General features: G+C 33.4%; 13 protein-coding genes. 8 read left to right on the top strand and 5 right to left on the bottom strand.

Annotation, left to right across the window (positions count from 1 at the left end; translation table 11 throughout):
- Positions 1 to 77: 77 nt before the first annotated feature.
- Positions 78 to 1,088: a phenylalanine--tRNA ligase subunit alpha gene (gene pheS / locus NZ698_RS17435; RefSeq protein WP_263004524.1), complete on the bottom strand. Its 1,011-nt coding sequence runs from the start codon at positions 1,086 to 1,088 to the stop codon at positions 78 to 80.
- A gap of 244 nt (positions 1,089 to 1,332) precedes the next feature.
- Positions 1,333 to 1,989 carry a YceI family protein gene (locus tag NZ698_RS17430; protein WP_263004523.1) on the bottom strand — a complete coding sequence of 219 codons (657 nt, stop codon included), beginning with the start codon at positions 1,987 to 1,989 and terminating at the stop codon, positions 1,333 to 1,335.
- Positions 1,990 to 2,136: 147 nt separating this feature from the next.
- Between NZ698_RS17430 and NZ698_RS17425 the strand changes: the two genes are divergently transcribed.
- Positions 2,137 to 3,075, top strand: coding sequence for a sulfate/molybdate ABC transporter ATP-binding protein (locus NZ698_RS17425; RefSeq protein ID WP_263004591.1), 939 nt, complete (start codon positions 2,137 to 2,139; stop codon positions 3,073 to 3,075).
- A gap of 266 nt (positions 3,076 to 3,341) precedes the next feature.
- Here NZ698_RS17425 and NZ698_RS17420 read toward each other — a convergent pair whose 3' ends face one another.
- The gene (locus NZ698_RS17420) at positions 3,342 to 3,686 is read right to left on the bottom strand and encodes a zinc ribbon domain-containing protein YjdM (RefSeq protein ID WP_263004522.1); all 345 of its coding nucleotides are present in this window, start codon (positions 3,684 to 3,686) and stop codon (positions 3,342 to 3,344) included.
- 86 nt (positions 3,687 to 3,772) lie between these two features.
- Positions 3,773 to 4,636: a hypothetical protein gene (locus NZ698_RS17415; protein WP_263004521.1), complete on the bottom strand. Its 864-nt coding sequence runs from the start codon at positions 4,634 to 4,636 to the stop codon at positions 3,773 to 3,775.
- A 214-nt stretch (positions 4,637 to 4,850) separates the two neighbouring features.
- Between NZ698_RS17415 and NZ698_RS17410 the strand changes: the two genes are divergently transcribed.
- The gene (locus NZ698_RS17410) at positions 4,851 to 6,056 is read left to right on the top strand and encodes an RsmB/NOP family class I SAM-dependent RNA methyltransferase (protein ID WP_263004520.1); all 1,206 of its coding nucleotides are present in this window, start codon (positions 4,851 to 4,853) and stop codon (positions 6,054 to 6,056) included.
- Between the two features lie 25 nt (positions 6,057 to 6,081).
- Here the strand turns inward: NZ698_RS17410 and NZ698_RS17405 are convergent, their stop codons facing one another.
- Positions 6,082 to 7,029, bottom strand: coding sequence for a hypothetical protein (locus NZ698_RS17405; RefSeq protein ID WP_263004519.1), 948 nt, complete (start codon positions 7,027 to 7,029; stop codon positions 6,082 to 6,084).
- Positions 7,030 to 7,141: 112 nt separating this feature from the next.
- On the opposite strand from NZ698_RS17405, the gene NZ698_RS17400 reads away from it, so the two are divergent.
- The 6 genes from NZ698_RS17400 (at position 7,142) to NZ698_RS17375 (ending at position 14,559) form a co-directional block, all read left to right on the top strand.
- On the top strand, positions 7,142 to 8,806 hold the full coding sequence (locus tag NZ698_RS17400) for a GLPGLI family protein (RefSeq protein WP_263004518.1): 1,665 nt from the start codon (positions 7,142 to 7,144) through the stop codon (positions 8,804 to 8,806).
- A 318-nt stretch (positions 8,807 to 9,124) separates the two neighbouring features.
- Positions 9,125 to 10,792: an asparagine synthase B gene (asnB, locus tag NZ698_RS17395; protein WP_263004517.1), complete on the top strand. Its 1,668-nt coding sequence runs from the start codon at positions 9,125 to 9,127 to the stop codon at positions 10,790 to 10,792.
- A gap of 144 nt (positions 10,793 to 10,936) precedes the next feature.
- Positions 10,937 to 11,749 carry a hypothetical protein gene (locus NZ698_RS17390; RefSeq protein ID WP_263004516.1) on the top strand — a complete coding sequence of 271 codons (813 nt, stop codon included), beginning with the start codon at positions 10,937 to 10,939 and terminating at the stop codon, positions 11,747 to 11,749.
- Between the two features lie 46 nt (positions 11,750 to 11,795).
- Positions 11,796 to 13,199 carry an MFS transporter gene (locus tag NZ698_RS17385; protein WP_263004515.1) on the top strand — a complete coding sequence of 468 codons (1,404 nt, stop codon included), beginning with the start codon at positions 11,796 to 11,798 and terminating at the stop codon, positions 13,197 to 13,199.
- A gap of 130 nt (positions 13,200 to 13,329) precedes the next feature.
- Complete coding sequence (locus NZ698_RS17380; protein WP_263004514.1) at positions 13,330 to 14,205, top strand: pirin family protein; 876 nt, start codon at positions 13,330 to 13,332, stop codon at positions 14,203 to 14,205.
- Between the two features lie 36 nt (positions 14,206 to 14,241).
- Positions 14,242 to 14,559 (top strand): GNAT family N-acetyltransferase, encoded by a 318-nt coding sequence (locus NZ698_RS17375; protein ID WP_263004513.1) that lies wholly within the window; start codon positions 14,242 to 14,244, stop codon positions 14,557 to 14,559.
- Positions 14,560 to 14,575 lie beyond the last annotated feature (16 nt).

Raw genomic sequence — 14,575 nt, 5'->3', positions numbered from 1 at the left:
TAATTCATATAAAAGTAATAAAAAATTCCTGTAAAAAATCATTTTACAGGAATTCTATTTATTTAATTATAAATTGATTATAATGTCTTAAATTGTTCTAGCGTTCTTTTATCATTTTCAAAGAACATCCTGATATCGCTCATTTGGTAAAGAAGCATCGTAATTCTTTCAATACCCATTCCGAAAGCATAACCTGAATATTTTTCAGAATCGATATTTACATTTTTCAAAACTGCAGGATCTACCATTCCGCAACCCATGATTTCCAACCAACCTGTTCCTTTTGTGATTCTGTAATCTGTTTCTGAGTTTAGTCCCCAATACACATCAATCTCCGCACTTGGCTCTGTAAAAGGAAAATATGAAGGTCTCATTCTGATTTTTGACTTCCCGAAAAGTTCTGTGGTAAAAAACTGAATCGTCTGCTTCAAATCTGCAAAACTCACCTTCTCATCAATATATAAACCTTCAATCTGATGGAAAATACAGTGTGAACGAGAAGAAACCGCTTCGTTTCTGAAAACTCTTCCCGGAGACAAGATTCTTATTGGCGGTTGATTTTCCTCCATATATCGGATCTGTACCGAAGAAGTATGCGTTCTCAAAAGAATATCCGGATTCTGCTCGATGAAAAAAGTATCCTGCATATCTCTCGCCGGATGATATTCCGGTAAATTCAATGCGGTAAAATTATGCCAGTCATCCTCAATCTCCGGTCCGTCTGCAACAGCAAAACCGATTGATTTAAAAATCTCGATAATTCTGTTTTTCACCAGGTTAATCGGATGTCTTGAACCCAGATCCAATGGAAAAGCAGGTCTTGTAAGATCTTCTTTTTCAAGAATAACAGAAGATTCGGAAGCACTTTTCAAGTCTTCCAGTTTGGCCGCAACAGCCTGCTTCAAAGTATTGATTTTTTGTCCGAAATCTTTTTTCTGATCGTTGGGAACTGTTTTTAATGTTTCATAAAAATCATTTAAAACTCCTTTTTTACCATTAAATTTGATTCGGAAATTTTCAATTTCATCTTTGGATGTTGCGTTGAAGCCGTTTACTTCGATCAGTAATTCTTCTATCTTTTCTGTCATTATATTAACCCTTTCAAAAATGTATCTGCAAAAATAAGGTTTTCCAATTAAAAAAGTTTTGAAATTATCATAAAAAAAATCTGCCTTTTCAGACAGATTGTAATATTTTTTTTAAAAAATCACTTTTTTATTTTTCTTATAAAACGAATGAGGAAATAAATTATCAAAACCAATAACCCACAAATCAGAAATGGCGCCAAAGAATATCCAAAATCGTAAGTGCCTTCGTAGGAATTCATTTAAATTATTTCTTTTCTAAAGCTTTTATGTTGATCTGTAGCGTCACCTCATCTTTGATCACCCCGTTTTCTGCAGGACTTTGGAATTTTACCCCAAATTCTTCTCTCATAATATCTTTTGGTTCTGTTGCAATGCTTACCAATCCTTCGTTTACAGATACATTTGCTTTGAATTGAGTTGGTTTTGTAATTCCTTTGATCGTTAAATTTCCATCAAGAATTGTATTATAGTCACCTTCTGCAGATGGAGTTACTTTTGTTATTTCATAAGAAGCCGTCGGGAATTTTTCAGTTTCAAAGAAATCTCCGCTTTTCAAATGTCCGTTTAGTTTTGCTAATTTTTCTGCATCTTCTTTCAAATCTTCTGAAGTGAGAGAAGTCATATCGGCAACAAATTTTCCGCTTTCAAGTTTGCCATCTTTCACAGTCACATCGCCGCTTTCAAAAGTAATCGTTCCAAAATGACTTGTATTCTCAGATTTAAAAACTTTGTAACCTTTCCACTCTACTTTACTGTTTAAAGTATCAAGAACATATTTACTGCCGTCTTTCGTCGTCGTAGTATCATTACTTTCACTGGTTACAGGTTTTTCTTTTTGACACGATATCACTACCGCTGCGAAAAGCACAGGAATAGCAAGGGAAAACAGTTTTCTTTTCATATTGTAAGTATTATTTATTTTAAAACTAAAAAGCGCATCTGCAATTTGCGAATTGCCTTCATGACATTGCGATTTTATAAAATTTTAACACTACGCTAAATTACTAAAAATATGCCAGTCTTATGGAAAAACCACTATTTTTGTATGATGCTATTAGAGATAAACAACTTATATTTTTCGCATAACAAAGACCAGCCTTTGTTTCAAAATTTCAACCTCAAATTGGATGAAGGAAAAATCATTGCTTTAGCCGGAGAAAGCGGTTGCGGAAAATCTACTTTACTGAGCCTTATCTACGGTTTATTGAATTGGGAACAAGGTGAAATTATTTTTGAAGGTCAAAAACTCATGGGACCAAAAGGAAATCTCGTTCCCGGAGAGCCAGAAATGAAATTTGTCGCCCAAAATTTTGACTTAATGCCTTATGCAACAGTTGCTGAAAATGTGGGGAAATTTATTTCAAATATCAATTTAGCAAAGAAAAAAGAAACCGTCAATGAACTTCTGAATGTTGTTGGATTGTCCGAATTCGCCAATGTTCTTCCGAAAAATCTAAGTGGCGGACAACAACAAAGAGTTGCTATTGCTAGAGCACTTTCTGTACTTCCAAAATTACTTTTGCTTGATGAACCTTTCAGTCATCTTGATTTTGCACGAAAAATTGAGTTGCGTGAAAAACTTTTCAGATATGTAAAAGAAAAAAATATTTCTCTGATTATTTCTACTCACGAATTGCAGGACATTATTCCGTGGCTTGACCAAATCGTAATTCTGGAAAACGGAAGATTGATACAAAACGATAATGCCGAAAAAACTTATAAAAATCCTTACAATATATATGTAGCTAAACTTTTCGGAGAAGTCAATATTTTTTCTGAATCTGAAATGAATAATTTTGGAATTTCAAATTTCGCCTACTACCCACATCAGATAAAAATTACAAATACTGGTTTTGATGCAGAAGTTATAGAAAGCAGGTTTGCCGGAAATCATTACTGGAACAAAATCAAATCAAAAAATAAAGAAATCGTTGTTCACACAGAAAAAAAGATGGAAGGAGATATAAAAATTACATTTTCGGAGTAAAGATAAAAATTTCATTCATATGCTCAATGTTAGTATGTGGATAAATTTCAATTAAATATCTTACTGATTATCAATCATTTTTATAACTTTGTTCTAATAAAATATAGGGAAACTTTTGGTCAATTTTCTTCCGCCATTGAGACTGAAATTAGCATTTTCTCCTGCAATGAGGTCTTGGAAGTTTACACTGTCCAATCTTTTCCTTTTTTTATGCTAAAAATGCGTCCAAATTTGAACGCATTATATATTATACAAAGACAATATTCTTAAGCCTTTTTCACAAATTCAGATTTCAATGCCATTGAGCCAAAACCATCAATTTTACAATCGATATTATGGTCGCTTTCTGGTCTTAGTCGAATATTTTTCACCTTAGTTCCTGCTTTCACTGGTTTCGGAGCACCTTTTACCGGCAAATCTTTTACAACTACCACAGAATCTCCGTCTTGCAACTCATTTCCGTTGGCATCAAGAATTTTTCCTGAATTGTCGTTTTCTGCCACGTTTTCTTTAGGATTCCATTCGTAAAAGCACTGAGAACAAACCATCAAATCATCCTGTTGATATGTAAACTCTGAATTACATTTTGGGCAAATTACTACATCACTCATATTTTTAAATTTTTGCAAAGATAGTTTTTAAATGTTGGATGATACATGTTGAAAGTAGGCTGATGGAAGAATTGAAAGCTCATTGATTACAATACCACATGATATTTCTCCAATTTCTGTTCAATGGTATTAAGATGCTTCTTCCAATAATTGTGCTTTTTCAGTTTTTTAACCACCAAATTTTTATAATTTTCATTATTCGATTCTAATAAGTATTCTACAAATCTGTCCAGGTAGATCACTTTATTTGGGCTGTTAAAATCAGCCCTAAGAAAATCATTTTCAAAATAATCTTTAACTTCTGCAGGATATTTATCTGCAATACAATCGAATGCGAAAGAATTATTATGTTTCAAAGCTAATTCTTTTATTCTTGGAAGTAAATACTCATCAATCTCTACATTTTTAAGAATAACATGGTAAAACATGTAGTACAAATCTTTGTCAGAATGCAGAATAATACTGTCTAATTTTTGAAAAGTCCTATCTTTTGCTAAAGCATCGGATATTTTTACATTACGGACATCGTCAATAGTATCTGCTTTAGTAATCGGTTTTAAAGCTACTTTCCACTTATAAGCATTGTAAATAATCCAGGATATTTCATCATACCCACCAAGACAACCATCCTGGGTTTCTACCGTTTCATTTTTGTTAATTTCAAAACAAAACAATTGAATTACTTCTTTGTCATTCTTTACTAACTCTGTGGAAGCATAAGCCCTGATAACTGGTTCTTTATGTCTTGCAAGTTCTGAAAGTTCTTTCTTAGAGATTAAAGATTTCAACTTTTCAAATCGGTTAAATTGCTCACTTGGAGAACAGGCTACTCCCACACAATCTGACTCAAAAACATTATAATCAATTATTTTCTGAATCAATTCTTCCTTAGCTTGTCCTAACACTAAAAAGCTAAATATTAATAATAAAAAACTTAATATATTTTTCATATCGAATAACTTCCAATCAGATACAAATAAAATGAATTTGATTGAAAAAAAACTATTTTAAGAAAATTTCTCGCTCATACTTAGCTGTAGGAAAAAACACTAATTCAGTGACTGCAAAATGGTTTCTTAAATGTAGCAATAATTTCAAATATCAAACTTGAAATCCCAAATTTAAAATTCGTATTTTTGCAAGTTCAAACAGCATACTGTAACAATGGAATTAATACACAGAAACTTGGCCATCGGAATTCACGATGCTTTACAAGAAACTTTTTTTGAGAAAAATAAATATGCCGATAAAGTAATCGAAAGACTTTTAAAGGCTCATAGAAAGTGGGGAAGCCAGGACAGAGCAGTTGTTTCAGAGATTTTCTACAACATTATCCGTTGGAAAAGACGCCTTGAATATTATATGGGTGAAAGTGTAAAACCCGACAATATTTATAAATTAATTGTTGCTTACTGCCTTTATAGTAAAACCAATTACAAAAGATTTGAAGAATTTGAAGGCATCAAAATCGCCGACATCACTACCAAACTAAAAAAAGGAACAGTTCCTACAAAATCTATTGAACATTCAATTCCTGAATGGTTGGCTGAAACTTTGGAAAAAGAACTGGGTCCGATTTGGGAAAAAGAAATGAAGGCTTTGAACGAGCAGGCTCCTACCGTTTTAAGAGCAAATTCATTAAAAACTTCAGCAAAAGAGTTGATTTCATATCTTGCAGTTGAAAATGTTGTTGCTTACACGGTAAAAAATTATCCGGATGCAGTACAGTTGGAAGAAAAGAAAAACGTTTTTCTTACGAGTGCGTTTAAGGACGGTTTGTTTGAAGTACAGGATGCAACATCTCAGAAAATCGCATATTTTCTTGACGTAAAAGAAGGCCAAAGAGTAGTTGACGTTTGCGCAGGAGCAGGTGGAAAGACTCTTCACTTAGCAGCATTGATGGGCAATAAAGGACAAATTATCGCTTTAGATATTTACGAATGGAAATTGGCTGAATTGAAGCGTCGTGCAAAAAGAGCTGGAGCTCACAACATCGAAACGCGTATGATTTCTGACAACAAAGTAATCAAGCGTCTTCACGAAAAAGCTGACAGATTGTTGATTGATGCCCCTTGTTCAGGTTTGGGAGTTCTGAAAAGAAATCCTGACAGCAAATGGAAAATCGATCAGGCTTTCATTGACAGAATCAAAAAAGAACAGCAGCAAATCATTCAGGATTATTCTAAGATCCTTAAAAAAGGCGGAAAAATGGTGTATGCTACATGTTCTATTCTTCCATCAGAAAACAATGAACAGGTTGCAGAATTTTTAAAAAACAATCCTGATTTTAAATTAATCAAAGACGAAAAGATAATGCCAAGTCAAGGTTATGACGGATTTTATATGGCTTTGATTGAGAGATTGGCTTAAAATTATTTTAAATACAATATATGAACTACTCTATTTTTTGGAGTAGTTTTTTTTTGATATCATATATGTAGAAATAATCTCGACTATAGATTACAATTTTATTAATCATTTTTTCTATCGAAATTCTAAAAGGATAAAAAGTGTTTTCTTTTTGAATATGAACATCTAATATTTTATTTTCCTCGTGACCATCAAAAAAACTGAATGACTGGTCGGTTGTAAAAACCAAAAAGAAATTATAAATATCAGATTTGATAAAATATTTGAAATCCTGAATTTTAAATTGATTTTTCAGCAAATCTCTGTAAAAATTATCTGGTTTAAACTTTTCTAAATTCATTTTAAAAACAAACTCATTTTTATTCCAAGATATAATTGTCTCAGTATCTTCTTCAAGAATAACTTCTTGTTTTATAATTTCATCAACCAAATTTGAATTTTGATTTACAATTTTCGAAATAAATTCTTCGGTATTTGCAAAAACTTCTATTTGCTCATCCTCATTGTGGAAATAAGGTCTTAAAACCAATGACTTATTTATTTTCAGTCTATTTTGAATTGTATATTCTACCAACTTCAAAACATCAATCACATCTACCTTATCACTTACGATCCTTATTGCTAAACCTTTTCCGTTTGATTTCAACACAACTCCGTCATCCAAAACAGCTAGTTTATAATTTGAATTATCATTTTCCAACATATAAAAATTGCTTTTATTATAGGACAAAAAAGTTTTTCTTTCTATTATAATAGTATCCTTATAACCAAGTTTTTCAGAAATTTCTTTTGACAATTTTCCTATAATCCGCATTTTCAACTCTTCAGAAGCAATAGTTTTAGCTCCAAAATTGAATTCCGAAATAAAAAACGTTTTAATATTTCCAAAATTTTCTACTTTGACCTTTGGTTTATGTGCGCTAAAATTATTTAAGGAAACTAAAAAAATCAGCAAAAGAAAAAATTTATTCATTTGTATTTCATTAAAAAAGAAGTTGATAATATTTACAAATATAATTTAATAGTCTTCAATCCTAGTAAACAGAATTGATATTAATATCTTTGCAAAAACCCAATATCACATTATGAACAGATCATTCTTTCTTTGTTTTTTTATTTTCTTATCCGTTTTAAATTTTGCACAGACTTATGAAATTCAATATGAAAGTTCTTACAACGGCAAAGTTCAGCCTAACCAAAACCCAGTAATTGTTTGGGTTAATGAAAACGAAAATTATATTCTAAATTTAAAAACTAAGGAACAAAAAAACGATTATCCATTCGAAATAAGTAAAATTGAAAAGCCTTCTAACACAATTATATCTTACGGATTTTTAAAACCCGGGGAAATTATTTCAACTTCTGATGCGGTATCTATTGGAAAACAAAGTTTTGAATTTACAGATAAAACCAAGAAAATTTTAGGATATAACTGTAAAAAAGCAATCACGAAAATCAATTCAAATACTATTGAAATTTGGTACACCAACGATCTGAAACTGAAAGGTGGACCATCAAGTCTCGGACAAAATTTAGGTTTAGTTTTGGAAATAGAACGAAACGGAAACTCAGCGACGACCGCAATTTCTTTAAAGAAAATCAAAAAATCCGGCATCAATAGTATCATTAATAAACCTATTTCAACAACTGATCTTTTGAGCTACAAAGATTTACTCTGGAAAAGCAGATTTACTACTTTAAAAGTTTTTGAAAACGAAATAATCAATTTTTCAGACCAGTCAAAATCTGATGAAAACGTAAAAAGATTTGCTAACGGAACAATTATTTTAAAGAAAGTAAAATTTCCAAAAATTTCTGAAGGTGAAAATATTTTTGTGGAATTAAAGCAGCAATCTAACGGTGATGCATATGATAGAACCGGAACGGTATTTTTTATTCCGGAAAACAAATCGCAATCATTTTTTGACGGCTTGGAAAAAGGTGCAAAAACACTTCCCGCTTATGAAAACGGAAACGGCAAACAATATTTCGGAGTTGTTTCTAGTGAAAATTATCAGCCAACTGTGGAATTGATGAGATTTTTTACAGCTTTTGGGATTAATAAGTTCAATAATTTAGAATTAAAAGATAAAACTTGGCAAACTATAAGTCCGTTTCGCCAAGATATTACCGAACTGAAACCTTCCCTTTCCGAAAAAGAAATCTGGATCGGAACTTTCATCGGAAACTATGACAAAGGTGGTCACAAAGTGAATTTAGACATGACAATTCATAAAAGTGATCAGATTGTCAACAAAAACAATCAGGTAATTCCGCTTTTCAATACTACAAATATCATGGAAATGGCAGGACAGGATTATGCAACAATGTTTGATAATGAAAAAGGTATTTTTGTGGAATTTAATTTAGAAAAAGATCTGAAAAACGCGCAATTGAGATATATCACAACTGGTCATGGTGGTTGGGAAAATGGTGATGAGTTTATTCCTAAAGAGAATTCTATTTATCTGGATGGAAAAATGACCTTCTCTTTCACACCTTGGAGAACCGATTGCGGATCATACAGATTGTATAATCCCGCTTCGGGAAATTTCCCGGACGGACTTTCGTCTTCTGACCTGAGCCGCTCAAATTGGTGTCCCGGAACTATTACTAATCCGAACTACATACAACTGGGAGATTTGAAAGCCGGGAAACATAATATTCAGGTGAAAATCCCTCAGGGAAAACCGGAAGGAACAAGCTTCAGCGCATGGAATATCTCAGGTGTTTTACTTGGTTCTGAATAAAACAAAACCTCCTTGCAATATTATTACAAGGAGGTAAAAACACAAATGATGAAAAAAAATTATTTCGAGCAACAAAGGAATGAAAAATATTTGAATTATTAATTATCATACATCAAGATTTTTAAACTTTTTTTGATTTCTGTGATTTTATGCTGAAAGTCACGCGTGAAAAATATCAATCTCAGATATCATAAAACGAACTCTCGAAATTATATTATTAATATTTTAAACCTAATTAATTAAAAATATTAATTTTAACTAAATTTTTATTTTAAAATTTATTAATATACTTTAATTTCGCTTTCAAATAAAAATAACATGTGTGGAATCGTATGCTTGTTTGACGCCAAACAACAAACCGAAATATTAAGACCTCAAGTCTTGGAAATGTCTAAAAAAATCCGTCATCGTGGTCCGGACTGGAGCGGAGTTTTTCAAAATGAAAAAGTTTTGTTTTCTCACGAAAGACTTGCCATCGTAGATCCTACTTCCGGTAAACAACCCTTATTTTCTAAAGACGGAAAAATTGTTTTGGCAGTAAATGGAGAAATTTACAATCACCGTGAGCTAAAAGAAGAATTCCCGGACTATGAGTTTCAAACTAAATCTGATTGTGAAGTTATCTTAGCTTTGTATCAAAAATATGGAAAAAATTTCATCGAAAAATTAAATGGAATTTTCGCTTTTGCTCTTTATGATATTGAAAACAATATTTATCTGATTGCCCGCGATCACATGGGAATTTGCCCATTGTATCAAGGTTGGGACAAAAACGGAAATTATTATATCGCATCCGAACTGAAGGCTTTGGAAGGAGTCTGTAAAAAAATTGACACTTTTCTGCCGGGACATTATGTGTACAACATTGAAGGAACAGAGCTTCAGCAATGGTATAAAAGAGATTGGGAAAGTTTTGACGCGGTAAAAGATAACGTGACAGAAATTCAGGCAATCAGAAAAGGACTGGAAGAGGCTGTTCACAGACAGTTAATGAGCGATGTGCCTTATGGAGTGTTGCTTTCAGGAGGTTTAGATTCATCGATAATTTCCGCAGTTACTGCAAAATACGCAAGACAAAGAATTGAAAGTGGTGACACTCAGGAAGCTTGGTATCCGAGATTGCACAGTTTTGCAGTTGGCTTAGAAGGTTCTCCCGATTTGGCAGCAGCAAAAAAAGCGGCGGAACATATCGGATCGGTTCACCATGAAGTAAATTTTACCGTTCAGGAAGGTTTAGATGCAATTCGTGATGTCATTTATCATTTAGAAACTTACGATGTAACCACTATCAGAGCTTCCACTCCAATGTATCTTTTAGCTAGAGTCATTAAATCTATGGGAATCAAAATGGTACTTTCCGGCGAAGGTGCAGATGAATTATTTGGTGGATATTTGTATTTCCATAAAGCTCCGAATGCAAAAGAATTTCATGATGAAACCGTAAGAAAACTTGGAAAACTTCACCTTTACGATTGCTTGAGAGCCAACAAAGCTTTGATGAGTTGGGGAATTGAGGGACGAGTTCCGTTTTTGGACAAAGAATTTATGGATATTGCCATGAACGTAAACCCTCAGGATAAAATGATCAGCAAAGAAGAAGGAAAAATCGAAAAATGGGTTCTGAGAAAAGCTTTTGAAGATGTTTTGCCTGAATCGATCGCATGGAGACAAAAAGAACAGTTCTCAGACGGAGTCGGATATTCATGGATTGACACCTTGAAAGATGTTGCAGAAAAATATGTGAATGATGAGATGATGACGAATGCAAAATTCAGATTTACGTTAAATACTCCTCAAAATAAAGAAGAATATCGTTACAGAACTATTTTTGAAGAGCATTTCCCAAGTGAAACTGCGGCTGCAACTGTACCTTCTGTACCTTCAGTAGCCTGTTCTACACCTATCGCTTTGGAATGGGATGAAGCATTTAAGAAAATGAACGATCCAAGCGGAAGAGCAGTAAAAGTGCACGAAACTTCTTATTAAAGTAAATAAATTTATCAATCCTGTATTCGTACAGGATTTTTTCTTGAATAAAATCAAGAATATTTAGATAATTTAACTAAGTATTAAACTTATTATCTAATAAATAATTATATTTGAAAAATTAAAAAAAATCTTTGCTGTAACATGAAAAGAAACATTACTATTTTATTTGCTTTACTATCTGTAAGCTTCGCTTTTGGACAAGGTAAATATGGAAAATATCTTAACTCTAAAAAGCTGGCTCTAACTTATAAAAGTGTAAAACCCGCTGAAAAAGATGATTACTATCAGCAATATTATTGGTTGGTAAAAGCTGAACAGTTGAAAACTTTCCCTCACCTTGCGGATATCAAACCTGTAGTGCTTTACAACTTCGTAAAAAAAGTAAATCCTCAGAACCCGACTAAAAAATTGGATGACAGAGGAAAAGAACTGAGAAAGACAGCAGAGTTATCTTTAGATCAATATTTCAAAAATAAAAACTTCCAGAATAATCAGGTTTTACTGTACAACTTGGAAACATATGTAGATCCTTCTCAAGGTGAATATTTCACTAAAGTAGACGCAGAAAAAATCAAGCAATTGGTACCAAAAGAATTTTTCGGTTTTGCTTCTTTAAACAAAAAGACGATGGAAGAAACCAACTATTATCTTTGGGTTGACAAGAAAAAAGACGAATTCAAAATTGTAGATATCATTCCAAGCGAAAAAGACAAGAAGTTTTACGCTTCTCTGAAACAGTATTTACCAAAATACAAATTCGAGAAAAAATATATGCCGACTGTAAAAAAGGGAACTAAAGCTGATAAAACAGACAAAGATTTCTTCTACATCATGCCATTTGAACGAAACGTAGACAACATCGAATACAAGACGGATGATTTTGAAACATTCACACTAAGCCAGGTAAAAAGAGAAGGTGAAGCGTGGATCGGAGTAGAAAAGCCGAAAAAATAATAAGAAAGTCCTGTGAAATCTCACAGGACTTTCTTATTTTTATACAATGCCCACAAAAATATCCCCAAGACAAACCGTAAAAAAAGTTCTTCCGCTTATTCTTGCTACTGCAATCTTTATGCAGATGCTCGATTCTACCATCTTAAACACTTCGCTACCTTCGATTGCAAGAGATTTAAATGAATCTCCGCTGAATATGCAGAATGCAATTATCAGTTATGTTTTAACTTTAGCTGTTTTCATGCCCGCAAGTGGATTTTTGGCTGATCGCTTCGGAACGAGAAGGGTTTTTATTTTTGCTTTGGTACTTTTCAGTTTAGGCTCTGTTTTTTGTGCACTTTCTCAAAACCTCACCCATTTAGTTATTGCCAGAGTAATTCAGGGAGTTGGAGGAAGCTTGATGACACCTGTCGGAAAATTAGCTCTGATCAAAACATTTGAAAGAAACGAACTTCTGAAAGCGATGAATTTCGCAATCATTCCAGCTTTGATCGGACCGGTTTTAGGTCCGCTTGTTGGAGGTTATATGGTTGATTATCTGTCGTGGCACTGGATTTTCCTGATCAACATTCCGATTGGATTATTAGGAATTGTTTTAGGTTTAAAATATATGCCGAATTATAATTCCCGGGAAACAGATTTTGATCTGAAAGGTTTTATGATTTTTGCGGCTGCCTCTCTCCTACTTTCTGTTTCTCTGGAACTTTTCGGAGATATGCAGAATATCACGCCTGTTTTATTGGTTTTTATATTAGGATTTTTATTTCTGTATTATTATTACCGACACGCTAAAAAAGGAAACAATCCTATTTTTCCATTAAATTTATTTCAGGTAAGAACATTTCGGGTAGGAATTGTGGGAAATCTTGCGACAAGATTAGGAATCAGCTCGGTTCCATTATTGCTTCCATTAATGATTCAGATTGCCTATCATGAATCTGCAGTTGTTTCCGGATGGATTATTGCTCCGATGGCATTGACGGCCATGTTTGGAAAATCTTCGGTCATCAGAATTTTAAATAAATTTGGTTACAGAAGAACATTGATGGTCAATACATTCATCATCGGAATTTTGATTTCCTGTCTTGCCATTCCGGATATTCACACTTCTATTTTTTGGTTTATTCCGATTATTGCCGTGTTAGGATTTTTCAATTCGATACAGTTTACTTCGATGAATACGATTTCCATTGCAGACTTAAGAAACTTTCAAACCAGCAGCGGAAATTCCCTGATTTCAGTCAATCAACAATTAGCCATCGGTTTCGGAATTGCATTTGGATTAATCGTTTTAAAAATTTACGAAAACAGCCCCGAACTTATCTTACACGAAACTCACAACGCATTTCGCTACACATTTTTAACGGTAGGAATTTTAACTATTTTATCAAGCTTAGTTTTCAGAAGACTTCACACCTTCGATGGCAGAAACATGAAATCCGAAGAATAAAAACCTTAAAACCCTCCAACTCTAAAACTCTCCAACCCAAAACACTCCAACCAAACTCACAACTTACCACACATCAATGTTATTCAACGCTCACTGTCCTAAATTTGTTTAAAATTAAAACAAACATATTATGACAACTAAAAAAGTAGAAATCGTAATTCCGCCGAAGCCTGCGCATTTTGTAGGTGATGGTTTTAGGGTGCATAATTTTATTCCGAGTACTCAAAAGCTCGATATGAAAAGAATGGATCCGTTCATTATGCTGGATTATAATTCTAAATTTCATTTCAATCCTTCCGAAACACCAAAAGGAGTCGGAGTTCATCCACACAGAGGTTTTGAAACCGTGACGATTGCCTATCAAGGAAAAGTAGAGCATCACGACAGCGCAGGTGGCGGAGGAATCATTGGCGAAGGCGACGTACAATGGATGACCGCAGCAAGCGGAGTTCTTCACAAAGAATATCACGAGAAAGAATGGTCTAAGCAAGGCGGAATTTTCCAGATGGTGCAGCTTTGGGTCAATCTTCCGGCAAAAGATAAAATGAGCAAACCAAAATATCAGGCGATTTCAAATTCAGAAATGAAAAAAGTAGATTTAGGAGACAACGGTTTGATCGAAATTATTGCAGGAGAATTTGAAGGAAACAAAGGTCCTGCATTTACCTTCAGTCCTGTCAATCTGATGAATGCAAAATTAAAATCAGGAGGAAAAGCAAATTTTAATTTTCCGGCAAAATTTAATACTGCAGCTTTGGTAATAGAAGGAAATATTATTGTAAACGGTGAAGAAAGAGCTCCATTTAATAATTTTGTTTTGTTTAGAAATGAAGGTGAAAGTTTCACCATCGAAGCAACTGAAGACTCTATTATATTAATTCTCAGCGGAGAGCCTATTAACGAACCCATTTTTCCGCACGGACCATTTGTAATGAATTCCAGAGAAGAAATCATGCAGGCTTTTGAAGATTTCAATACCGGGAAATTTGGGTATTTGGAAGATTAATTAAGACATAAACCAAACTTTAAAATATAAAAAATCATGAAACCAGAATTTGAAAACATCCCATTAGTAAAAAACGAAGAAAAAAAGAGATTTGAAATAGAATACAATGGTCATTTTGCATTTATCGACTGCAAAGAAACGAGTCAGCAAATCGCTCTTATTCACACAGAATCCGAACCTGAATTGGCAGGAACAGGCGCTGCTGCAGCCGTAGTCGAAAAGACTTTATTTTACATCGAAGAAAGTGGCAAAAAACTTCTCCCATTCTGTCCGTACGTTTTTGCTTTCATCAGAAAACATCCGGAATGGAAACGTATCGTTGACGAAAGATTTGAAGGCTACGACAAAATTTAAATTTACGTAAACAAGC

It is taken from the genome of Chryseobacterium edaphi, from assembly GCF_025628985.1.
In the GTDB taxonomy this organism is placed as follows: domain Bacteria; phylum Bacteroidota; class Bacteroidia; order Flavobacteriales; family Weeksellaceae; genus Chryseobacterium; species Chryseobacterium edaphi.
Note: the sequence above shows the minus strand (reverse complement) of the source record. Positions and strands in the feature narration are given on the sequence as shown.

Bases quoted from the DNA above. Each gene is read 5' to 3' on its own strand.
- NZ698_RS17405 (WP_263004519.1), bottom strand. From the start codon at position 7,029: ATGAATAAATTTTTTCTTTTGCTGATTTTTTTAGTTTCCTTAAATAAT.
- asnB (WP_263004517.1), top strand. From the start codon at position 9,125: ATGTGTGGAATCGTATGCTTGTTTGACGCCAAACAACAAACCGAAATA.
- NZ698_RS17390 (WP_263004516.1), top strand. From the start codon at position 10,937: ATGAAAAGAAACATTACTATTTTATTTGCTTTACTATCTGTAAGCTTC.
- NZ698_RS17385 (WP_263004515.1), top strand. From the start codon at position 11,796: ATGCCCACAAAAATATCCCCAAGACAAACCGTAAAAAAAGTTCTTCCG.
- NZ698_RS17375 (WP_263004513.1), top strand. From the start codon at position 14,242: ATGAAACCAGAATTTGAAAACATCCCATTAGTAAAAAACGAAGAAAAA.
- NZ698_RS17400 (WP_263004518.1), top strand. From the start codon at position 7,142: ATGAACAGATCATTCTTTCTTTGTTTTTTTATTTTCTTATCCGTTTTA.
- NZ698_RS17380 (WP_263004514.1), top strand. From the start codon at position 13,330: ATGACAACTAAAAAAGTAGAAATCGTAATTCCGCCGAAGCCTGCGCAT.
- NZ698_RS17430 (WP_263004523.1), bottom strand. From the start codon at position 1,989: ATGAAAAGAAAACTGTTTTCCCTTGCTATTCCTGTGCTTTTCGCAGCG.
- pheS (WP_263004524.1), bottom strand. From the start codon at position 1,088: ATGACAGAAAAGATAGAAGAATTACTGATCGAAGTAAACGGCTTCAAC.
- NZ698_RS17425 (WP_263004591.1), top strand. From the start codon at position 2,137: ATGCTATTAGAGATAAACAACTTATATTTTTCGCATAACAAAGACCAG.
- NZ698_RS17415 (WP_263004521.1), bottom strand. From the start codon at position 4,636: ATGAAAAATATATTAAGTTTTTTATTATTAATATTTAGCTTTTTAGTG.
- NZ698_RS17420 (WP_263004522.1), bottom strand. From the start codon at position 3,686: ATGAGTGATGTAGTAATTTGCCCAAAATGTAATTCAGAGTTTACATAT.
- NZ698_RS17410 (WP_263004520.1), top strand. From the start codon at position 4,851: ATGGAATTAATACACAGAAACTTGGCCATCGGAATTCACGATGCTTTA.